We start from the raw sequence: 22,910 nt of genomic DNA on the forward strand, positions 1-22,910 counted from the left end.
ACATGAAAATACTGAAAGACCGTATCCTGAAGGATGGAAAATGCTACCCGGGAGGTATACTGAAAGTAGACAATTTCATCAACCACCAAATGGATCCTATTTTGATGAAATCTATCGGTGTGGAATTTGTCAGACGTTTTGCTTCTACCTCAATCAACAAAATTATCACAGTAGAGGCCAGTGGCATTGCTCCTGCTATCATGGTAGGTTATCTATTGGAACTACCCGTAGTTTTTGCCAAAAAGAAAAAGCCCAGTACCATGGAAAATATGTTGGTGACCTCTGTTTATTCTTTCACCAAACAACGCTCGTATGATGTATGTGTCAGTGAAGATTTTCTTCGTCCGGGCGACCGGGTACTCTTTATAGACGATTTCCTAGCCAATGGAAATGCAGCTAAAGGTATTATGGAGCTTGTGAAACAGGCCGGTGCCGAACTGGTAGGTATGAGCTTCATTATAGAAAAGGCTTTTCAACATGGAGGAGATGAACTGCGTGAGCAAGGTATACATGTGGAATCCCTGGCGATTATTGAAAGTCTGGATAATTGTGAAATAAAGATTAGATAAAAGTGTTTCATCATCTATTAACTTACAGCCGACTTGTTGATTCATGAACAAACTGGCTGTAAATTAATAGCTGGGGTATATCTTAAATTCAGTAAAGCATTATTTATCGGATAAAGTTTTCCGAATAACTTCTTTCACATCTTGGACTATTCCCATAGTAACATCTTTATCAAACTTCAGTCCCACTGATAATCCAACGCTATTGGCAATCGTTTTGTAATCCTTTAGCTTTAATTCCAATTCCTGAAGAGAAGGATTCTTTATCACTGAGCTTATACCTCCTCTTGGATACAAAGATACTTCTATAGGTAAAAATATATCCGAAGCCGTCTTATATTTAGAACTGTAAACCTTAGGTTCTCCAAAAGAAACGAATATAGGAAGCAAACTATCCAAACGAGCCTCGGAAACTCCGCCCAATTCTTTGGAAATTTCTCCACGAACTTGTAGATAAGCCTCTTTTATGGTACGCAGATAAGAAGTGATAGCAGTGGATGATGAGCCACGGTCATATCTTACAAATAATCCGGAAATCAGTTTTTTGTCCGTATTCGCAACTTTTCGATACTCTTTCCTCAAGAGATCCTTGAGGCGGACTGATAAAGTTTCCACATCATATTCCTTAATCAACTCCTGATTCAGCATCATTTTATTATTCATGTTCACAAAAAAACTATGAAAAGTTTCCGTCGGGTTTTCAATCTGGTACTCCTTCTTTCCACCCACAGCATCTTCAGCCTTACGCTCGAAGAATGCTTCCAACTGTTGCAATTCGCTCTCCTGAACCGGATTTTGTTTCACACTCACAGACGTGTTTATCGCCTGTCCCATTGTTTTCTTCACTTCTGGTCGCGCAAAAGCATAAAGCGTCCCAGCAGCTACAGGCACAAAAAGCAATAGCTTCAAACGTGCCCAATTGTTTGTTCTTCTTTTTAACATCATAGTGATACGATTTTTAAGTTTGCTGTGATTGAATCCGCAAGCCATAGAGTAGAGCCTTGTACCCACGGATTTTTTCACTAACAAAAGTTGATATTCTGTTGCATCGATGCCATTATTAATAACGCCATTATCGGCTTCATACTCGTGCACCTCACGAAGTTCACGCATCAGGAGCCATGCGGCAGGATTGAACCAATGAAGTATCATGATACATTCCATCCAAAGTAAATCCCATGTATGCCTATGTTGCAGGTGCATTTGTTCATGCAACAATATTTCTCCGGGATTCCGTTCATAATCTTCTTGTGACAGAACAATCGTATTCCCCCAACTGAAAGAAACGATCTTCTCAGGACAGATAATCAATTTATATTTCCCATAATTACAGGCAGGGTAACTATGAATGAGCCGGCGCATACGGATAGTAGAAAACAAAAGAAAGGTAAATACAACCAAAGCTCCAATAAAATAGCAACCACCTAACAGTAGAGTCACAGGGATAGTATGAATCACATTTGCATGATTTTCTTCTGTATCATCTCCTTTCCCTGCCACAAAAAGGTTCGTTTCTCCGAACAAATGTTTTTCATCAACGCTTCCCTTTCTTTCAATATTCACATCTTTTTCAGTCAATAAATGTCTTACGGCAGTTATCGGCAACTGCAAAGTTGTATATTGAGGAACATCTATTTGCAACAACGGGAGTGATGTGCATACCACTGTTCCCATCAACAGCAAAAAACGGTTCGTACGAAACAGTGTATCTTTCCTGAAAAATAATCTGAACAGAAAGTACAGGATTGTCAGACATAAGGTAGCCTCAAATATATAAAACAAGATAGTTCCCATGATATTTTTATTTACTGGGTATGATTCTATTTTATCTGCTCGACTTTTTACTTTCTATTTCCGAGATCAACGCTTTTAACTCGTCTACCGACATACCTTCTTCTTCAATAAATGTAGATACGACATTGGTATAAGAGTTATTATAGTATTGAGCCACCACATCATTCAGTGCAGAACGCTTATATTCTTTGTCGGAAACAGCCGCATAATACTGATACGTATTACCATAAGCCCTGTATTTCACAAATCCTTTGTCCTCTAGCCCTCTCACCAAGGTTGATACGGTATTATAATGTGGTTTAGGCTCTTCATAAAAGGCCAACAATTCACGAACAAACATCGGACCATGTTCCCAGAACATTTGCATGATCTCTTCTTCTTTGGCAGTTAATCGTTTCATAATCTTTTCAAGTTTACTTGGGTGAACGGCACAAAGATATGAATTAGTTTTAAACAAACAACTAATTTATTTAGTTATTCAACTAATACAAGAAGTAGTTTAACTAATATTATTAGTAGATAGTCAATGTCATACTCTTATTTATACTTTCTTTTTCTTCGGCAATACCTGATTCAGCACCACATATCCGAGTATTCCGGCAATAATAGTACCACACAATACACCGAATTTAGCCTGATTCAGCAATTCCGGATAAGCACCGGAAAAAGAAAGATTAGCTATAAACAATGACACTGTAAACCCAATGCCACCCAGCAGCGAAACTCCTGCAATATTCTTCCAGTTCATGCCTTCAGGCATTCGGGTAAGTCCACTTTTGATAGTCAGCCAGGTGAAAAGGTAAATCCCCAGAAACTTACCAATAAGAAGCCCCATGCCAACAGCAAGACTCACATTCCCTATAACTTCTCCACTACCGCCAAGAACCACTCCCGCATTAGCAAAGGCAAATAAAGGAAGAATAACAAAATTCACAACCCCATGCAGATTATCCTCCAAAGATTGTAAAGGGCTTATCACGCGATCCGAAGCTCGCTCCACTTGCTTCAATGTAGCAATCTGCTCATTCGTCAATACTATATTATCAGACTGCACGATCGGGAAAGAACTGACAATAGCCCGGATACGCCGGATATATTTACCTGCATCCAATCGCGGACGGGCAGGTATAACAAATGCAAGTATCACACCGGATATTGTACTGTGAATACCGGATTGCAGGAATAAATACCAGATAATAATGCCAAAGAAAAGAAAGAATATCTTCTGCGTCATACCAAACTTGCCCATATAATACAAAAAGATATAAAGGATGGCAGCCACAATCAAATAACCGTAAGCAACTTCAGAACTATAAAAAATGGCAATCACCAGAATACCACCAATATCATCTACTACAGCAAAGGCAGTCAGGAAAATCTTCAAGCTCAATGGTACGCGCTTACCCAACAAACTAAGCACTCCTAAGGAAAAAGCAATATCCGTAGCCATAGGAATAGCCATACCTTGTGTTTCAGGAGTATCAGGAGTTACTAGAAGAAAATAAGCTACAACCGGAAGTATCATTCCCCCGCATGCTGCAATAAATGGTAGAATAGCCTTTCGAAAAGAAGACAATTCGCCAACCAGTAATTCACGTTTTATCTCTAATCCTACAGCCAGAAAGAAAATCGTCATCAAGCAATCATTGATAAACTCAATCATCGTAAGATTATGACCGCCATGCGAAAGCAGGTTAAAATCGCCTATACGCAAATGCAACTCTTGCGACAGGAAACTCTGATACACAGGAGCTAATGAAGAATTGGCAACAATAGCTGCCAAAATAGCCGTCAGGAATAATAAAATACTCGCCACTACATTCAGCGCCGAAAAGTTTTTCACAGTACGTAGAATAATCATATGTTCGATTTAAGTATTACATTTTCAAAGGAATGCGCTATTAATGAGCTATTCCTGATAGCTCATTAATGCCAGTTTTTTAACCCAAAGCACAAATATACCTGTTAATATTAAATTTAACACAATAGTAAGTACAGAAATTACTAATGCCGGCCCCCCCAGATTGTAACCCAACGCAATAAAAATAACTCCTGCCCCTACCTCACCACGCGTAAACATACCTATGGAAAGTGCCAGACGTTCGCTCAATTTACGGTCGCGATAGAAGAATACCGGAAACAACTTACCGACATTGGAAAGTAACGATACAATAACCACATGTACAATAATCAGTGCCCAAGGCATCATTTCCTGTGAACCTGTTATAGAGGCTAGCCCCATATCACCAGAGAGACTGATTCCCTGAAGCGGAGGCATACTCATACCTACCAGGAACATAAAGATAAATGAAATTCCTGTCGAAGCTTTACGTTCCCAAGCCGTATCAATATCCTTATGCTTCATGACCATACCCAGGACGAATGCCGGAAGCAACACCTCGATATGAATGCTGGCATCTTCGCCATATAAGTTCTTCGTAATAAGATAAAGCGATTGAGTGGCAGCAAACACCAGAACGGAATAAAACAGAATGGTTTTCCAATCCTGCCTCATATTATATTTACTCAGTTTCTTCCAACCGAAAGAAAGCAACAGAAAGACGATAAGGATAATAACCAACAACTGCCAGCGCGGTCCGATCATCATTATTTGCAAAGGAATCATTAAAAGGATGGTATCCAGATCATCAAAGATAGCCAGCACCTGAATCTTCTTGTAGATCCAACTGGACTTTAGTCCGATAGCCGCCAACATAGTAAATAATATACCTGCGGAAGTAGGAGCCGCAAAACGGCTCAGCAACAAGTTTTCTTTCCATGCCTCCCAACTATTCCAGTATTCCGGCGGAAGTAAAACGAAAATATAATAAATAGCAATCAGGAACCAAGGCATGGCTGCTGTAGCCATTGCGACAAAATAATCTTTTGCGTATGTTTGCCATCGGGACTTGTCCACTTCGAATTCACGTCCCACATTAATCATAATGAACCCCAGACAAATATACAACAACACATTAGATACAGTTTTCACTGTACCATAATCACTTCCTGACCATGCAGGCAGATATTGCGCTATAAAGAGACCTACCACCAGGAAGGCCGAAAACGATAGAACTTTTCTCATTTATTATTAGTTAGAATTTTCAAAACAAAGGGGATTGCCAAGACAGTCCTACAGAAAGAGAACAATCCCCAGACTAATATGAATCTGCTTTTATGATTTTTTATATTAATCTAATTTCAACACCGCAAGGAACGCTTTCTGCGGCACTTCCACATTACCAATCTGCTTCATACGTTTCTTTCCTCTCTTCTGCTTTTCCAACAGCTTTCTCTTACGACTGACGTCACCACCATAACATTTCGCCGTAACATCTTTGCGTACTGCCTTAATCGTCTCACGAGAAATGATTTTAGCTCCGATAGCCGCTTGGATAGCAATATCAAACTGCTGTCTCGGGATCAGGTCTTTCAGCTTCTCGCACATGCGGCGTCCCAAATCATACGCATTGTCGAAATGTGTTAGTGTTGAAAGGGCATCCACCGGCTCGCCATTCAGCAAGATGTCCAGTTTTACCAACTTGGACGGACGGAAACCACTGGCATGGTAATCAAAAGAGGCATATCCTTTCGAAATACTTTTCAGTTTATCATAAAAGTCAATCACAATTTCTCCCAAAGGCATGTCGTAATAGATCTCCACACGATTACCGGAAATATATTCCTGCTTCACCAGTTCACCACGTTTACCCAGACACAAGGTCATGATAGGACCGATATAATCTGTGGTTGTGATAACGGAAGCACGGATATAAGGCTCCTCAATATGGTCGATCAAAGTAGGATCGGGCATACTTCCAGGGTTATGCACCTCTGTCATATGACCTTGTTTATCGTAGATATTATAAGAAACGTTCGGTACAGTGGTTATCACGTTCATGTCAAATTCACGGTCAAGTCGCTCCTGCACAATCTCCATGTGCAACAGTCCCAGGAATCCGCAACGGAATCCGAAGCCCAACGCCAACGAGGATTCAGGCTGGAAAGTCAGTGATGCATCGTTCAATTGCAGTTTTTCCAAAGAGGAACGCAAGTCTTCAAAGTCTTCCGCTTCAATAGGATATACACCGGCAAAAACCATCGGCTTCACTTCCTCGAAACCTGCAATAGCTTCTTTACACGGGCGGGCAATGTGAGTAATCGTATCTCCCACCTTTACCTCTTTAGAGGTTTTAATACCGGAAATAATGTATCCCACGTCACCAGTACGCAGTTCCTGACGTGCCACCATTTCCATCTTGAGCACACCGATTTCATCAGCATCATATTCTTTACCGGTATTGAAGAATTTCACCTTATCTCCCTTACGGATCACACCGTTTACTATCTTGAAGTAAGCAATGATACCACGGAAAGAATTGAATACAGAGTCAAAAATCAAAGCCTGCAACGGTGCTTCCTCATCACCTTCGGGATGAGGAATACGCTCGATAACCGCAGCCAGAATTTCTTCTACCCCCATACCCGTCTTACCGGAAGCACGGATTATCTCACTGCGCTTGCAGCCAAGCAACTCTACGATTTCATCCTCTACCTCTTCAGGCATGGCACTCGCCATATCGCACTTATTGATGACCGGAATAATTTCCAGATCATGCTCGATTGCCATATAAAGATTGGAGATTGTTTGTGCCTGTACACCCTGCGAAGCGTCTACAATCAGCAATGCACCTTCACAAGCGGCAATAGAACGGGAAACTTCATACGAAAAGTCTACGTGCCCCGGAGTATCAATCAGATTCAGAATATACTTTTCACCCTTGTACGTATACTCCATCTGAATGGCATGGCTCTTAATGGTGATACCTCTCTCTTTTTCCAGATCCATATCATCCAGCATCTGTCCTCCGGTCACCTGTATGGTGTTGGTATATTCAAGCAGACGGTCAGCTAAAGTAGACTTACCATGATCAATGTGGGCAATAATGCAAAAGTTACGTATATTATTCTTCATCTTCTATAATTATCTATTAAATGCGGGCGCAAAGATAATGAAAAAGATGAGGTTTTGAAAGTGATTTATTCAATATCCGAAGTTGTAAATGTCTATATATCCCAGAACTATTCCATCATTCTGCTGTTATGTATGGACAATAACCTAAACCATATAACTGAAATGAAAAAATTTGTTATTCTAGCATTCTCTTTATTATTACTTGTAGGATGTTCCAAAAATGAAATAATCATTTATGAATCATCCCCCGGAACCAATGATCCCGGTAACGGAGAAACCTCACAAAAAGAAGATATACTCATCACATTTTCCGCTTCACTTGAAAGTCGTAAGGTAACCAGATCCATGTCTCCTATGCCCAAAGGATTAGTAAGTCAAATATATGCTTTTGAAACGACAGACAGGAATTTTAATGATCCGTTCGCCGAAGGGTTATATTCAACAGTTTCAGCTGGTACATTAACGGGGATGAAAGGATACAAAATGTATTTGAGTAACGGCTCTTATAATATGTATGCATTTTCAGAAAATTCTTCCACTTATCCTCCGAGTCTAACAGATGGAATATCGGCTCCGCTAAAGAATGGCGTAGATTATCTATGGTGGGAAAATCTGGACCAAGATATCACGGCTTCACAAATTCACATGCCCATTGTTTTTCAGCATATAGCTACTCAGGTCGTAGTTGACCTGTCAGCAGGTGAAGGCTTACAACTTGACAGTTTAGTATCTGCAACTATTCTTCCGCCTACCCCTGGTGCCAGCCTCAATATAGAAACCGGTATTATCGAAGCAACCGACACTTATGACACAACTCCACTTAATATGGGCAAGAATGGATTTCTCGCACAGGCCATTGTCTTACCAACCCGTGCAACCACCCCAATGTCAATGACACTAAAAATTCTCGCAGATGGAGAAACCACACCACGTACCTATACCGGAAGTATCCCTATTCCGGGTAAACTGGCCGGTGGATTTTCTTATGTCTTCAGCGCCATTATAGACGGAAATTCCGTATCGTTCCCCAATGTCAGCATTAAAGACTGGACCGAAGTAGACGAATCAGGCAATCCGATTTATCCGATACAAAAATAAGAGGAGATCACTCTTTATTATCAAAATACAACAACAAAATAGAAAATATGGAAACCCCAATATCTGAAATCAGAAGAGAATACAGCAAAGGCAAGCTGACACAATGCACTGTCCACGACAATCCTTTTGAGCAATTCGTGGAATGGCTGAATGACGCTATCATTCACAAAGAAGATGAACCCACCGCTATGATAGTAGCAACAGTTTCAGCAGAAGGGTTCCCCTCCACGCGCACCGTTTTGTTGAAAGGGGTAGAAAACAACCAATTTATATTCTTCACTAATTACGAAAGCCGAAAGGGAAAACAATTAGCAGGCAATCCATATATTTCCCTTTCTTTTGTATGGCACAAATTGGAAAGACAGGTACACATTGAAGGTAAAGCCGAAAAATGCCCCGACAAAGTTTCGGATACTTACTTTGCCACCAGGCCATATAAAAGCAAGATAGGTGCAAGAATATCTCCGCAAAGCCAAGTGATAAGCAGCCGTATGGAGATTATGCGAGCCTTCGTGAAAGAAGTCTTCAAGCTGGCAGGCCGCGATATTAAACGTCCCGATAATTGGGGTGGTTTTGCTGTAACCCCTACCCGCTTCGAGTTTTGGCAAGGGCGGGAAAGCCGTCTGCACGACCGCATCCAATATATACTTCAGAAAGATGGCAACTGGATACAGGAAAGACTAGCTCCTTAAACATCCTTCATTGATGAAATATAGTATATAAAAAGAAGCGTTGATAACATATAAATGTATCAACGCTTCTTTTTATAAGATAAATGTCAATCTCTCTCTTAAACCAACTTGACAAACAGTTCACCTTCTACTTCCTGAGTAGAAATTTTGTCTTCTCTCAACAACCAACCAAGACCCAAGAATAAATCTTTGTCTACCAACTTAGTTGCTTTCTTGATTTGTTTAGCAGTTAAACCTTCAGTCTCATTCAGAGCACTCCAAATTTTTCCTGCAGTTTCACCAGCTTTTTCTTTTAACATTTTCTTCTTGTTTTTAGTTATACATGCTTTAATCTAACTTCTCTCATTGATGAGGTTCAGATTTTATTTCAGCGGCAAAGATAGTTATATTTATGTTATATAACACATTATTCTCTATTTTTTTATGTTATATGTCATAAAAAGAGCATTTTTTCAGCAGGTCAGACCAAAAATATGACCTGTTTATATCAAACAGACGGTCTGTTTTCAAGATATTCCGCCCAGATACGGGCAGCCTCTTCTACCATCCTGGCACACGGACGTTTAGCATAATATTGTTCGGTACGTTCTTCGGGGGTAGACACGCCTTCCGGTTTCTTCAGCCCCAATAGTTCAGCACAAATTGTAGAACCGTTCCGTTTCTTAAACTCAGCAGCCAACTCCTGAACTACGGCATAATTGGCACCTTTTCCTTCACGATCCTTGGGATCAGTTGCCCCAGTCTCTAGCCCTGCAAGTAAAAACATACCGCATGCGGCTCCACAAGTCTGACGCATACGGCCAATACCTCCACCAAAAGAAGCTGACATACGCGCTGCCTGTTCTTGTGTAAACCCATACATATCGGCAAAAGCAAGTACTACAGACTGAGAACAATTATAACCACTTTTAAAAAAATCTACTGCTTTTTCTATTCTTTCTTCAAACATCGTTCCTCCCCTTCCTCTTATCCTTCTATATCCAACAACATGGGGCAATGATCAGAATGTACAGCATCATTCAATATGCGCGCCTCTCTCAGCAGCGGACGAACCGGCTCAGTCACCATGCAATAGTCAATACGCCATCCTTTATTCTTTGCACGGGAATTAAAGCGGTAACTCCACCACGTATATTCCTGTTGTTCGGGATGTAACAGGCGAAAAGTATCAATAAAGCCGGCATTCAGAAAACGCGTCATCCATTCCCTCTCTTCAGGCAAGAAACCACTATTTGTGGCATTTCGGATAGGATCATGGATATCTATCGGTTCATGACAAATGTTATAGTCACCACAAAGAATCAGTTTCGGACGCGATTTTCGTAACTCCGTCACATATTCCTGGAACTTCTCCAACCATACCATTTTGAATGCCTGACGTTCGTCACCGCTTGTTCCCGAAGGATGATAAACACTCACAACAGATATATCGCCAAAATCGGCACGGATAAAACGGCCTTCATTGTCATATTCTTCCATACCCATACCATATTCCACATGGTCCGGTTCCCGCTTGGTCAAAATGGCAACTCCACTATAGCCTTTCTTCTGTGCAGAATAAAGATAATGCTTGTATCCCAATGCACTCAGTGCTTCTTCCGGATATTGATCCGGTTGCAATTTGGTTTCCTGAATGCATACTACATCAGCTTGCTCCTGTTCCAGCCATTCCGGCAAACCTTTGCCAACAGCTGCACGCAGCCCATTCACATTATATGTAATAATCTTCATATGATTGTTTATTTGATTTTATACTAGTTCAGATATCAGCAACATAATATTCAATACGGTAACGATTCCCGCAATAGCATAGAGTACAAAACTACTCCACTTACTATTAACGTACTGCCCCATTACTTTACGCGAAGACGTTAGTCCCACTTGCAGGAAAACAGTAAATGGCAACTGAATACTCAGCACCATTTGCGAAATCAACAATCCCTTGAAAGGATCACCGATGAAAAATATCAGCAACAACGCAATGCCCAATGAAAGGATTACGCCCACCTGAGAGTGGCTATCCTTGATATGATAGGATTCTCCAAAGATACCGGCAAAAATAGAACCTGCCGCCATACCACTTGTAATGGTAGATGAAATACCTGCCATCAACAAAGCCAAAGCAAACACGACTGCAGCACTGTTTCCAAGTAGAGGTTCCAACAAAGACTTTGCCTGTTGCAGCTCTTCAACCTGAATACCACTTTTAAAGAAAGTAGCAGCAGCCAGCAATATCATGGCACTATTGATAGCCCATCCTACAATCATGGAGAAAAGCGTATCAAACAGCTCATACTTCAAAACCTTACGAATAGAACTGTCATCTTGCTTATTATACTCATGACTCTGGATTACCTCCGAATGCAGGAATAAATTATGTGGCATTACCACTGCTCCCAGGACACTCATAATAATCAGCATACTTCCTTCTGGAAAAGCAGGTGTCACCCATCCTTCTACAGCTAGTGGCCAGTCAATCTTCACCAGGAACAACTCATAAATAAAGGATAACCCAATAACTGAAACAAACGCGATGATGGAACGCTCTATCTTCTTATATGAGTTCGTAAAAAGCATGATGACGACAAAGACGGTTGTCAATATGGCTCCCCATATAATGGGAATATCAAAAAGCATTTCCAGAGCAATTGCTCCTCCCAGTATCTCGGCAAGGGAAGTCGATATGGATGCCAACACCGCAGTACCCAGAATAGGACGGGAAACCCATTTAGGAGTATACTTCGTAGCAGCTTCCGACAAGCATAAACCTGTAACAATCCCCAAGTGAGCCACATTATGTTGCAATACAATCAACATGATCGTTGATAAAGTTACCACCCAAAGCAGGGAATATCCAAATTCGGACCCCGCCGCAAAATTAGAAGCCCAGTTTCCGGGATCAATAAAACCTACTGTAACAAGGAGTCCGGGACCAATATATTTAAAAACGTCCAGACCACCTAAATAGCGCTTATGATCCCTACGTTTCAAGTCTTTCAGAATATTTTTCATTGTTCGTTCTTTTTATGGCGTAAAATTACGAAATAATAACAAGCAAGCCACACATTCTGTTCAAAAAAGAAGCCCCCGGCATTGTACAATACCGAGGGTCAACCTATATATTTAAAAGTACAGGGATTTAGTTAGAATCCCATTTCATGCAGCGCCCTACATAACTGATCCGGACAAGAAGTCGGACGTCCTCCGCAACGAATTCCTTCCAGACGGGAAATCACATCATTTACCGGCATTCCCTTTACCAAACGGGAAATGCCTTGCAAATTACCGTTACAACCTCCCCAAAATGCAATATCCGTTATTATATTATCTTCTATTTCCAATTCAATGTGAGAACTACATGTACCTTGAGTCTTATAAGTATACTTCATTACTCTTCACTTCCCTCCGGCTTCATGTTGGTATAAACCGTTTGCACATCATCAAATTCTTCAAGACGCTCTATCATCTTGTCAAGAGTCTCACGTTGCTCGGGAGTTACCTCCTTCGTATCGTTCGGGATATAAGTAAATTCACCACCGACATCCTCAAAGCCACATTCCTCCAAATGTTTCTGGATGGCAGCATAGCTCTTCGGATCACCATAGATAGTGATTGTACCTTCTTCTTCATCCTCTTCAAACTCATCATCTACATCGTAGTCAATCAAGTCAAGGATGAGTTCTTCCATATCTATGCCGTCTTTCTTCTTGAAAGTAAACATACATTTGTGGTCGAACAGGAAAGCCAATGACCCCATAGTACCCAAGTTTCCACCAAACTTGTTGAACACTGAACGTACATCAGCAACTGTACGGGTCGTATTGTCAGTCAATGTATCTACGAATACAGCAATACCGTGAGGGCCGTATCCTTCATAAGTCATTCCTTTGTAATCGCTCTGATCTTTGCCTAACGCATTTTTAATAGCACGGTCAATGTTATCCTTCGGCATATTCTCACGCTTACAAGTAGCGATAACAGAACGCAAAGTCGGGTTATTTTCCGGTTCCGGGCCACCAGCCTTTACAGCAATAGCAATTTGTTTACCCAGTCTTGTAAAGGTCTTTGCCATGTGACCCCATCTTTTCAATTTGGCAGCTTTTCTATATTCAAACGCTCTTCCCATTGGAATAATATTTTAATGTTTAACTTTTAATTAATTATCGAAGTTTTGCATCCAGTTTATCTTCCAGATTCTTCACGAGTTTCGACATTATCTTATCGATCATCTTATCGTTCAGTGTCTGCGTTTCATCCTGCAACAGGAAGCTGACAGCATACGATTTTTTGCCGGCTTCAAGATTCTTGCCCTCATAAACATCGAAAAGAGATACTTCTTTCAGTAACTTCTTCTCAGTTTCATAAGCAATCTTTTCTATCTCTGCAAACTGCACCTTCTTATCGATCAACAAGGCAAGGTCACGTTTCACAGCCGGGAATTTGGAGATTTCCGTATAACTGATCTTTACAGAACGGATAGCTTTCATCAACTCTTTCCAGTTCAGATCAGCGTAATATACTTCATTATCAATATCGAAAGCTTTGAGAATCTTCTTCGTTACGATACCGAATGTGGCAAGACGCTTTCCACCTTTAGTCTGTACAGACAAGGCAGTAGCATAAATATCGTCCACCAGATTACCTACTACCAGATTTCTCATATTCAGCCCTAAACGGAGGAAAATATTTTCTACGTAAGCTTTCAATTCATATACAGAACTTTCTTCATCAGCATGTGCCCAAGAGTTGGATACTTTCTTACCCGTTACCCACAATCCGAGATGATAATTCTCTGTATAAGCAGCCAACGACTTTTCGGGATTCTTCTTTTCTGCATCGAAATAATAGCAATTTCCGAATTCGAAGAATTTCAAGTCGGCATTCTTACGGTTGGCGTTATGAGAGATACTTTCCAGACCACCGAACAACAAAGTCTGACGCATTGCATTCAGATCTGTACTCAACGGGTTCAGCAACATTACCAGATTCTTAGAAGGATAAGTTTCCATACCATCATAATAACCGGCGCGTGTCAGAGAATTATTCAGAATTTCATTGAAACCACAACCTACCAACTGTTCAGCTACCAAATTCTGTAACTTGTTAGATTTATCATGTTCGCCTTTCGTTGTCAAGCTGGACTTCAACGTAGATGGTATCTCTACATTATTATATCCATAAATACGGAGGATATCTTCAATAACATCACAATCACGTTGTACATCTACACGATAAGGAGGTACAGCCAGAGTCAATCCTTCTGCAGTCTCATTGGTTATTTTCATTTCCAGACTGGTAACAATACTCTTGATTGTCTCCACCGGAATCACCTTGCCTACCAATGAATATACCTTCTCATAAGATAATTCTACGATGAAATCCTGAGCAGGAGTAGCACAAACATCTTTAATTTCAGAGGAAATAGTACCGCCGGCCAGTTCTTTCACCATCATGGCAGCCAGCTTCAGGCAATAAATAGTGATATTAGGATCAATACCTCTTTCAAAACGGAAAGAAGCATCTGTATTCAGCCCATGACGACGAGCCGTCTTACGAACCCATGTCGGATGGAAATAAGCACTCTCAATGAAAACATCCTTGGTGGTTTCCGTAGAACCGGAATCCAAACCGCCGAATACACCGGCAATACACATCGGTTTTTCCTTGTCACAAATCATCAGGTCACGATCGGATAATTTGCGTTCCACACCATCCAATGTGACAAACGGAGTACCTTCAGGCATTGTCTTTATCACTACTTCGCCACCTTCAATTTTATCCGCATCAAAGCAGTGCAACGGTTGACCGAATGCATGAACAATGTAATTTGTGATATCTACTACATTATTGATAGGACGCAGTCCGATGATACGGAGTTTATTCTGCAACCATTCCGGACTTTCTTTAACCGTTACGCCTTTCACCGTTACACCGGCATAGCGAGGGCAAGCCTCAGTGTTTTCAACTGTAACTTTGATATCCAAATCATTATTTTCAACGGAGAAAGTATCTACAGACGGCCTCTTCAGAGAAGTCGGTTTATTATTTTGCACCAGATAAGCATACAAGTCACGAGCTACACCATAATGCGAACAAGCATCGGCACGATTCGGAGTGATATCCACTTCCAGCACATAGTCGCTCTTGATGTTATAATAATCTTTGGCAAGAGTTCCCGGGACTGCATCAGTCGGCAAAACGATAATACCTGCATGATCCGTACCGATGCCTATTTCATCTTCAGCACAAATCATACCGTTGGACTCAACACCACGGAGTTTTGACTTTTTAATCGTAAAACATTCATCCCCATCATAGAGTTTTGCACCCAAAGTAGCAACTACCACTTTCTGACCGGCAGCCACATTCGGTGCACCGCATACTATCTGTACAGGTTCTCCCTGTCCCAGATTCACAGTAGTCACATGCATGTGGTCTGAATTCGGATGAGGAACGCATGTCAACACTTCACCTATCACGAGACCTTCCAGTCCGCCTTTAATTGTTTGCACTTCTTCTACACCACCTGTTTCCAGACCTATAGAAGTCAATGCAGCCGCAACTTCTTCCGGTGTCAAATCGAAATCGACATACTCTTTCAACCAATTATAAGAGATATTCATATCATTAATTTTTTATTGTTTCCAAAAGTGACCCGCAAAGGTAATAAGATTTTTTGGGTTGACAGGGAAAATATATCAAGAAATCTTTGATAGGATATATTCTTTTATTTGCTCCCAAGACTGATTCACAAACATATCAGGCATTGGCTCATTTTCTGCATCATCAAAATAAGCCAGACTTTTCATCGCCATGAAAATAGAACCATCATTATATTTCAATGAATAAAAACTCAGAATCTCATCCAAAGAGAAATGACATAACAAGAATGCAATATCTATAAAATCCTTCTTAGTTCCCCGCCCTACCACCGCAGTTATTTTCATTGCAGCAATGTCTTTAAAACTAGCCATCCTGATTCCCTGTTTTAGTACCACTTCATCAAGCCACGGATATTTATAGTTCACAATATCCACTTTTATACCATCTATTAAATAAATATGTATATGAGGAGACTCTTTCAAAATAGTAAGAGTAGCAACACTCTTTATAGCATCAACCAATTCTTGAGTATCACAATTGATTGTGCCAAAGAAATCCAAATCAATAGATTTCCGATGCCCTAATTGCAAAGCAAGTGCTGTTCCTCCTACTAATCGTGTATCACGAAGTTCAGGAAGTTGCTGTAACTTTTTTAAAAGTTCCAGTGTTGAGGGTTCAATTGTCGATAAGCATAACATCTGAACTGTTCTTTAGGTGTTTTAGATATGGCAGAAATATAAGCTAAAGCACGAGGCTCTAAATCTCTCATTTCTTTCGTAACTTCAACAATCTTAAATAATCCGTAATACGACCGAAGCAAATTCCAGTCTTTCAGCAAACCATATTCCAACACTCTTTTTATGATATACTCAGAGTGCTTATCAAGGTCTAAATCTTCTCTCCGCACATCCCAAAACAGATGGGCGGAAAACATATTTATATATTGATTTGCAGACATTTTTAACCTTCTTTTTTGCAAAGATATGATTTTCTACTCAAAAACCATCCATTTCATAAACAAAACAACCTAGAATGGCAACGGTCCATCCGACCCCACCCCACCAAACGGATTATCTGTTTGAGGAGCGAATTCAGCCGGAGGCGGTATACTGCCATCACCTACCGCATTTATTTTGGAGCCATAAGTAGCTCCGCCTCCTTCTGCCGGATGCGGAATCACCATATCATCCTCCGGATTCTGGAAACGGGTATACTGACCGATAAAGCGCAAACGAACATCACCTACCGCACCATTACGATGCTTGGCAATAATAATTTCCGCCATACCACGCAAATCAGTACCATCTTGCGATGTATAGATTTTATAATATTCAGGACGATGAATGAAACACACCATATCGGCATCCTGCTCAATGGCTCCCGATTCACGCAAGTCACTCAGTTGCGGACGTTTACCTTCTTCACCTTCACGGCTCTCCACACCACGGTTCAACTGCGACAAGGCTATAATAGGAATATTCAACTCCTTCGCCAAACCTTTCAACGAACGCGAAATGGTACTTACCTCTTCCTGACGGCTACCAAACGACATACCACTTGCATTCATTAGCTGCAAGTAGTCGATAATAATAATCCTTACCCCATGCTCACGCACCAGACGGCGTGCTTTTGTACGTAGCTCAAATACAGACAAAGAAGGAGTATCATCCACATATAACGGCGCATCCAAAAGATCACGCAATTTATAGTCCAACTGTTGCCATTCATAATCTGCCAACTGTCCACTCTTGATTTTCTCACTCGGAATCTCGCACGCATTGGATATCAAACGATTCACCAACTGTACGTTGCTCATTTCAAGTGAAAACACAGCAACCGGATTGCGATAATTAACAGCTATATTCTTTGCCATAGAAAGCACGAACGCCGTCTTACCCATTGCCGGACGGGCAGCAATAATAATAAGGTCAGAATTTTGCCAACCCGAAGTCATTTTATCCAACTTGGTAAATCCGCTTTCCAAACCACTTAAACCATCTGTACGGGCAGCTGCTTTCTGAATTAATTGATACGCTTCGGCAATAACCGGATTAATCTGCGTATAATCCTTCTTCATGTTCTGTTGGGAAATCTCGAAAAGCCTTCCCTCAGCCTCCTGCATTAAATCATCCACGTCCAGAGTCTCATCAAAAGCTTTGCTCTGAACATTGCTGGTAAACGTAATCAATTCACGAGCTAATGCTTTCTGCGCAATGATGCGGGCATGATATTCAATATGTGCCGAAGAGGCAACCTTGCTACTCAACTGGGTAATGTAGAACGGTCCGCCCACCTCTTCCAAATCACCACGTTTGGCAAGCTGTTCTTTTACCGTGAGGATATCCACTGGCTTCTGGTTCACAGCCAGATCGGTGATAGCGGAATAAATCAACTGGTGCCGGTGTTCATAAAAAGACTCCGGGCGAAGAATTTCACTTACCAATGAATAAGCGTCTTTCTCAATCATCAATGCTCCCAATACAGCTTCTTCCAATTCTGGTGCCTGCGGCTGTATACGTCCGTAATCAGTTACAGGCTGCACTTTTGCCTTGGAGTTACTTCGGGGAGTTCTTTTTTGTTCTGCCATTTTTAAATACTATGAATTATAAAGGGATGGCAAAGATAACGCTTATTAATCAAAATCATCCCTATTCTACCAAACAAAAAAAGAGCCATTCCCGAAATTCGAAAATGGCTCTTTACGTTTATATCAAACTTATTCTTAAATGGTCATTGCTTGACCGCCAATCACACCTGCAATGGCACTAGCCACGGCAATGATGACTTTCAATATCACATTCCAACTCGTTTTTTTCATAAGAGAATCGTTTTTTAATAATTAATATTCAGCGATTAACAGACTACGCAGTCTTCATTTTTCATTTTCAATGCCTCCGGCTCTGAATTTCTATCCCAGAGGATCGTCTTCTATTCCCCCATCACCCGAATTACCTCCTGAGCCACCATCTGAGCCACCTCCTGATGGAGCATTAGCTAAATTTTTCAGATAATCATCCAAGCTGACCAGATCCAGTTTTTCACCGGCACGAGTAGCAGTCTTGGTTATCTTCAATTCCCTGTTAGCCTGGAAGCAGATACGAACACTCTCCACACTCTTTGCGGTCACATCTTCAGTCTTATCTTCTCCCTTAGATTTTGCAGCCAGCATAAATACACCCAATCCGGCAATATTTACTGTTTTACCTTCCAGCAACTGTTCTTTCAGCTTCTCCACGAAGTTCTGCATAGTACTCCGGATATCACCAATAGAAAGCGAAGAACGATCCTGCATCTTCTGGGCTATGAATGCCAAGTCTACACTCTGTCCTAAAGTTATTAACTGAGGGAAAAACTTTTTGGGAGAATTCTCAACCCGAGGGTCAGACGGTCTCTCTACCGTTCTAAAAATTACACTCATACTTTTTCATTTAGAGATTTAAATTCTGTTTTAATTCACTTTGTTGATCAACGTTGATGCAAAGGTGAGGATTAAATCTCTAATAAAAGAAGAAAAAAGGGTGGTGAGAGCAGTTTTTCTGAGAAAAGTTACAAGCTACTATAAATCAACACTTTATTAAGATGCTGCTATGAAACAAGATTTCGCACAACATGCCTTTATTTGCTCCACGATGTATGCTACGTCTTCATCTGTCACCCAAGGTCCGGCAGGAATACATAAACCCATATTGAATAAACGTTCAGAAACACCATTCACATAGCGAGGATTATTCGCATAGACAGGCTGAAGGTGCATAGGTTTCCACAAAGGGCGGGTCTCAATACCTTTGGCATCAAGTAGCACACGAACTTCGTCATAGTTAGTACCGGTCTTCTCAGGATCAATCAGAATCGTAGATAACCAATAGTTAGCATTGAAACGATCGTCAGGATTAGATTTCAGTGTAATGCCTTCCACACCTTCAAAAGCCTTTGCGTAAAGATTATGTACATGGCGGTGATGGGCAATATGATCTTCCAACACAGTCATCTGACCACGACCGATACCCGCACAGATATTACTCATGCGATAGTTGTAACCGATCTTTTCATGCTGATAATGAGGAAAGGGTTCACGAGCCTGGGTAGCATAAAACATGGTCTGCTTCTTTGCCGCTTCATCAGGAACGATTAACGCACCACCACCCGAAGTAGTGATCATCTTATTTCCATTGAAAGACAATACACCAAAAGTACCGAACGTACCACACTTTTGTCCCTTGAACTCAGAACCTAAAGCTTCAGCAGCATCTTCCAACACCGGAATATCATATTTCGATGCAATGGCACAAATCTCATCTATCCTGGCAGGCATACCATAAAGATGAACCGGAAGAATGGCTTTAGGCTTCTTACCTGTCTGCGCGATTCTGTCTTTGATGGCCTCTTCCAGTAAAGCAGGGTCCATATTCCAAGTGTCTTCTTCACTATCGATAAACACTGGGGTTGCACCCTGATAAACCACTGGATTGGCAGAAGCACAAAAAGTGAATGACTGGCAAATCACTTCATCGCCTACCCCAACACCAAGCTGAATCAATCCCAAATGAATAGCTGCCGTACCAGCTGACAAAGCAACGACTTCCTTATTCTGTCCCACAAAATGTTTCAGGTCGTCTTCGAAAGCATTGACGTTGGGTCCCAAAGGAACTACCCAGTTTGTATCAAAGGCTTCGCGTATGAAGTCTTGCTCCTTGCCGCTCATATGAGCGAGGCAAAGATAAATTCTTTTGTCCATGAAATTATATGATTAAAAGAAAACTATAATAAGTTCTTTATGATTTTACATCTATTCCCTACAGCCAAAACATTATCCGGAATATCTTTTGTGACGACAGAACCGGCACCGATCACACTCCATTTCCCCACTTTTACACCCGGAATAATGGTAGTTCCTGCACCAATCCAACTCCCCTCCCCTATTTGTACATTGCCACAAAGAGTACAATGAGGAGAGATATGTACATAATCACCTATCAGACATTCGTGATCCACAGAAGCACCAGTATTGATTATGCAATGCCTGCCGATATGAACACCGGATTGAATGATAGCTCCTTGCATCACAACTGTACCTTCTTTGATCTCAACTTCTTCAGATATAATGGCTGAAGGATGAAAAGCGTTACCGAATGTAGTATTCACACTTTCAGCTATCTTCCTGCGAATACCATTATTTCCAATACTGATTATCAACGGTCCACGGACTTCCGACGAACGTAAGACGGGATAATCAAGAAGAGAATCAATCGCTTCATTATCATCAAATAATGCTTCAAGTTTTTCATTATTCGCACGTAATATATCAATGATCACTTTCGCATGACCACTGGCACCATATAAATACATTAGCTAATATTTCAATTGTTTCCGGTAAAGGGTTCCATTGTTACTGAAGTATCGGAACTGATACCTTCACGTACAAAAACTTTCTTTATAGTAAGAAGTATAATTTTTAAATCCAGCAAAAAAGAACAGTGATCCACATACCACACGTCCAGTTCAAACTTCTTGCTCCAACTAATAGCATTACGACCATTTACCTGGGCCCAACCAGTTATGCCCGGACGGACTTCATGGCGACGAGCCTGCTCTCTTGAGTAAAGAGGCAGATATTGAGGAAGTAAAGGACGGGGACCGATTAAAGCCATATCACCTTTCAGTACATTAATCAATTGAGGTAATTCATCCACAGAAGCGGATCGAATGAACTTTCCTATTTTTGTCAATCGTCTCTCGTCCGGCAAGAGATTACCACTTCCATCACGTTCATCAGTCATTGTTTTAAACTTAATGACCTTAAATATCTTGCCATGCTTACCAGGACGTTCCTGAGTAAAAAAAACGCCAGCGCCCTTATTGGCAAAATGTAACCAGACTGCCATAAAAAGTAATATCGGCCAAATAACAGCCAAGACAAAAAACACTATTACAAAATCAATAAAACGCTTCAGAAAGCAAGAATACATAATCACTCAAAATGCCTCATTATTATATTATAACTATGCTTCACCGTATAGTTGGCTTCCAGATAAGCATATCCATTCTCTCCCATCATCTTAATCCGTTCTCTATCAGCAGTCATAAAGTCAACCATTTCCATAAAAGTCTCTATATTCCCGCTTTCAGTCCATAAACCAAAACCGTTAGTTCTAGCTATCTCTCCTATATCCGTGTTCTTGTCAGTAGCCATCAGTACCGGCATTCTGTTTTCAAGATAAGAAAGCAAACGAGACGGAAAATTTGGAATTGTGAAACGCCTGTCCAAAAATATTAAACCTACATTACAAACTCTTACCAGACCGTCATATTCTTGTTTGGGAAGTGAAGATAACAAACAAGCATTATGCGGTGTATTTTGATCGAACCACAATTTTATCTTCATAAATTCAGTGCCATTACCCACTATGATAAAAAAAGAATCATTCCTTTTTTCATTGGCCGCAAGCACTTTTATCAAAAAATCAATTCCTTGTGGACGCCCCAGATTCCCCCCATAAATAAAAAGTATCTTATCTATGGGAATACTCAATTTTTGAAGTAGAGCTTCATTGGGGCAAAGCCGCTCTTCCCCCCTGCAAAATTCTATACTGTTAGGACAAACCTCTACTCTACAGGTATCAACCTCACGATTATGCATCAATACATAATCCACATTAGCTGGAGACATGCAACCAATATAGTCTGACAATTGATACAACCTTTCTTCCTTTTTACGGAACATCCTATAGAGAAAACTGTCTTTGGAGAACATACCCAGATCAACAGCATTCTGAGGAAATATATCTTTTAAAAGGAGATATGTCTTGGCACCCTTTTTCTTCAATGCCGCTATTACCTTATTGAAGGTAATTGGTGGGGTTGAATACAGAATCAAATCAAATTTAGCATTCTTCCAGTACTTTTGAATTGCCTTCTGATATTGATATTCCAAGAGTAAAGTACCAATTCCCTTTTCTATCAGATTAGTTTTCTGTATATTGAATGTCCATACCCTTAATATCTTCACATTTCCACCATCCAACATCTCAGTAGGCTGATGAAAGCGCCGTTCTGCCGGTACTACAATATACATTGTATGTCCATGGCGAACAAATTCACGCATCAGATCCGTATAGATTCCTCTTTCCTCTATATCCGATATACGGGCAAGTGTTAAAAAAAGAACATTCATCTCCGAATAAT

24 protein-coding genes are annotated in these 22,910 nt (G+C 40.8%); 3 read left to right on the forward strand and 21 right to left on the reverse strand.

Going from position 1 to position 22,910, the window contains the following annotated elements; genetic code table 11:
- The first annotated feature begins 2 nt into the window (after positions 1 to 2).
- Positions 3 to 569 (forward strand): xanthine phosphoribosyltransferase, encoded by a 567-nt coding sequence (gene xpt / locus DW182_RS13535; protein WP_118295846.1) that lies wholly within the window; start codon positions 3 to 5, stop codon positions 567 to 569.
- A 99-nt stretch (positions 570 to 668) separates the two neighbouring features.
- On the opposite strand, the gene DW182_RS13540 is transcribed toward xpt, so the two are convergent.
- The 5 genes from DW182_RS13540 to lepA form a co-directional block, all read right to left on the reverse strand.
- A complete protein-coding gene (locus DW182_RS13540) occupies positions 669 to 2,360 on the reverse strand; it encodes a M56 family metallopeptidase (RefSeq protein ID WP_118295847.1) in 1,692 nt (563 codons plus the stop codon).
- A gap of 31 nt (positions 2,361 to 2,391) precedes the next feature.
- The gene (locus tag DW182_RS13545) at positions 2,392 to 2,760 is read right to left on the reverse strand and encodes a BlaI/MecI/CopY family transcriptional regulator (RefSeq protein ID WP_118295848.1); all 369 of its coding nucleotides are present in this window, start codon (positions 2,758 to 2,760) and stop codon (positions 2,392 to 2,394) included.
- Positions 2,761 to 2,901: 141 nt separating this feature from the next.
- Positions 2,902 to 4,221, reverse strand: a complete 1,320-nt coding sequence (gene nhaA, locus DW182_RS13550; RefSeq protein ID WP_118295849.1) for a Na+/H+ antiporter NhaA — start codon at positions 4,219 to 4,221, stop codon at positions 2,902 to 2,904.
- A 48-nt stretch (positions 4,222 to 4,269) separates the two neighbouring features.
- Positions 4,270 to 5,445, reverse strand: a complete 1,176-nt coding sequence (locus tag DW182_RS13555) for a sodium:proton antiporter (RefSeq protein WP_118295850.1) — start codon at positions 5,443 to 5,445, stop codon at positions 4,270 to 4,272.
- A 105-nt stretch (positions 5,446 to 5,550) separates the two neighbouring features.
- The gene (gene lepA / locus DW182_RS13560) at positions 5,551 to 7,335 is read right to left on the reverse strand and encodes a translation elongation factor 4 (protein ID WP_007663158.1); all 1,785 of its coding nucleotides are present in this window, start codon (positions 7,333 to 7,335) and stop codon (positions 5,551 to 5,553) included.
- Between the two features lie 162 nt (positions 7,336 to 7,497).
- Between lepA and DW182_RS13565 the strand changes: the two genes are divergently transcribed.
- On the forward strand, positions 7,498 to 8,433 hold the full coding sequence (locus DW182_RS13565) for a fimbrillin family protein (protein ID WP_158580806.1): 936 nt from the start codon (positions 7,498 to 7,500) through the stop codon (positions 8,431 to 8,433).
- Positions 8,434 to 8,480: 47 nt separating this feature from the next.
- Positions 8,481 to 9,125: a pyridoxamine 5'-phosphate oxidase gene (pdxH, locus tag DW182_RS13570; protein ID WP_118295851.1), complete on the forward strand. Its 645-nt coding sequence runs from the start codon at positions 8,481 to 8,483 to the stop codon at positions 9,123 to 9,125.
- 98 nt (positions 9,126 to 9,223) lie between these two features.
- On the opposite strand, the gene DW182_RS13575 is transcribed toward pdxH, so the two are convergent.
- The 16 genes from DW182_RS13575 to DW182_RS13645 form a co-directional block, all read right to left on the reverse strand.
- Positions 9,224 to 9,424 (reverse strand): winged helix-turn-helix domain-containing protein, encoded by a 201-nt coding sequence (locus tag DW182_RS13575; protein WP_007213746.1) that lies wholly within the window; start codon positions 9,422 to 9,424, stop codon positions 9,224 to 9,226.
- Between the two features lie 188 nt (positions 9,425 to 9,612).
- On the reverse strand, positions 9,613 to 10,074 hold the full coding sequence (locus DW182_RS13580; protein ID WP_118295852.1) for a C-GCAxxG-C-C family protein: 462 nt from the start codon (positions 10,072 to 10,074) through the stop codon (positions 9,613 to 9,615).
- A 17-nt stretch (positions 10,075 to 10,091) separates the two neighbouring features.
- The gene (locus DW182_RS13585; protein WP_118295853.1) at positions 10,092 to 10,856 is read right to left on the reverse strand and encodes an exodeoxyribonuclease III; all 765 of its coding nucleotides are present in this window, start codon (positions 10,854 to 10,856) and stop codon (positions 10,092 to 10,094) included.
- 18 nt (positions 10,857 to 10,874) lie between these two features.
- Complete coding sequence (locus DW182_RS13590; protein ID WP_007663167.1) at positions 10,875 to 12,137, reverse strand: Nramp family divalent metal transporter; 1,263 nt, start codon at positions 12,135 to 12,137, stop codon at positions 10,875 to 10,877.
- A gap of 131 nt (positions 12,138 to 12,268) precedes the next feature.
- Entirely contained in the window at positions 12,269 to 12,514 is a 246-nt protein-coding gene (locus DW182_RS13595) for a TIGR03905 family TSCPD domain-containing protein (RefSeq protein WP_007663169.1), read from the reverse strand.
- The gene (locus DW182_RS13600; RefSeq protein WP_007663170.1) at positions 12,514 to 13,251 is read right to left on the reverse strand and encodes a YebC/PmpR family DNA-binding transcriptional regulator; all 738 of its coding nucleotides are present in this window, start codon (positions 13,249 to 13,251) and stop codon (positions 12,514 to 12,516) included. Before DW182_RS13600 ends, DW182_RS13595 begins: the two co-directional genes overlap by 1 nt.
- A gap of 34 nt (positions 13,252 to 13,285) precedes the next feature.
- Positions 13,286 to 15,748: a phenylalanine--tRNA ligase subunit beta gene (gene pheT, locus DW182_RS13605; RefSeq protein ID WP_118295854.1), complete on the reverse strand. Its 2,463-nt coding sequence runs from the start codon at positions 15,746 to 15,748 to the stop codon at positions 13,286 to 13,288.
- Positions 15,749 to 15,823: 75 nt separating this feature from the next.
- Positions 15,824 to 16,426 (reverse strand): nucleotidyl transferase AbiEii/AbiGii toxin family protein, encoded by a 603-nt coding sequence (locus DW182_RS13610; protein ID WP_118295855.1) that lies wholly within the window; start codon positions 16,424 to 16,426, stop codon positions 15,824 to 15,826.
- Positions 16,381 to 16,686, reverse strand: a complete 306-nt coding sequence (locus tag DW182_RS13615) for a hypothetical protein (RefSeq protein WP_007663177.1) — start codon at positions 16,684 to 16,686, stop codon at positions 16,381 to 16,383. Before DW182_RS13615 ends, DW182_RS13610 begins: the two co-directional genes overlap by 46 nt.
- 69 nt (positions 16,687 to 16,755) lie before the next feature.
- The gene (gene dnaB / locus DW182_RS13620; protein WP_007663179.1) at positions 16,756 to 18,315 is read right to left on the reverse strand and encodes a replicative DNA helicase; all 1,560 of its coding nucleotides are present in this window, start codon (positions 18,313 to 18,315) and stop codon (positions 16,756 to 16,758) included.
- Between the two features lie 135 nt (positions 18,316 to 18,450).
- On the reverse strand, positions 18,451 to 18,546 hold the full coding sequence (locus DW182_RS22170) for a smalltalk protein (protein ID WP_021968105.1): 96 nt from the start codon (positions 18,544 to 18,546) through the stop codon (positions 18,451 to 18,453).
- A 90-nt stretch (positions 18,547 to 18,636) separates the two neighbouring features.
- Positions 18,637 to 19,146 (reverse strand): HU family DNA-binding protein, encoded by a 510-nt coding sequence (locus tag DW182_RS13625; RefSeq protein ID WP_021968106.1) that lies wholly within the window; start codon positions 19,144 to 19,146, stop codon positions 18,637 to 18,639.
- Between the two features lie 156 nt (positions 19,147 to 19,302).
- Positions 19,303 to 20,463, reverse strand: coding sequence for a DegT/DnrJ/EryC1/StrS aminotransferase family protein (locus tag DW182_RS13630; RefSeq protein WP_118295856.1), 1,161 nt, complete (start codon positions 20,461 to 20,463; stop codon positions 19,303 to 19,305).
- A gap of 23 nt (positions 20,464 to 20,486) precedes the next feature.
- Positions 20,487 to 21,074 (reverse strand): acetyltransferase, encoded by a 588-nt coding sequence (locus DW182_RS13635; protein ID WP_118295857.1) that lies wholly within the window; start codon positions 21,072 to 21,074, stop codon positions 20,487 to 20,489.
- Positions 21,075 to 21,085: 11 nt separating this feature from the next.
- Entirely contained in the window at positions 21,086 to 21,694 is a 609-nt protein-coding gene (locus tag DW182_RS13640) for a sugar transferase (RefSeq protein WP_118295858.1), read from the reverse strand.
- A gap of 2 nt (positions 21,695 to 21,696) precedes the next feature.
- The gene (locus DW182_RS13645; RefSeq protein ID WP_118295859.1) at positions 21,697 to 22,899 is read right to left on the reverse strand and encodes a glycosyltransferase family 4 protein; all 1,203 of its coding nucleotides are present in this window, start codon (positions 22,897 to 22,899) and stop codon (positions 21,697 to 21,699) included.
- Positions 22,900 to 22,910 lie beyond the last annotated feature (11 nt).

It is taken from the genome of Bacteroides sp. AM16-24 (genome assembly GCF_003471885.1).
Taxonomy (GTDB): Bacteria; Bacteroidota; Bacteroidia; order Bacteroidales; family Bacteroidaceae; genus Bacteroides.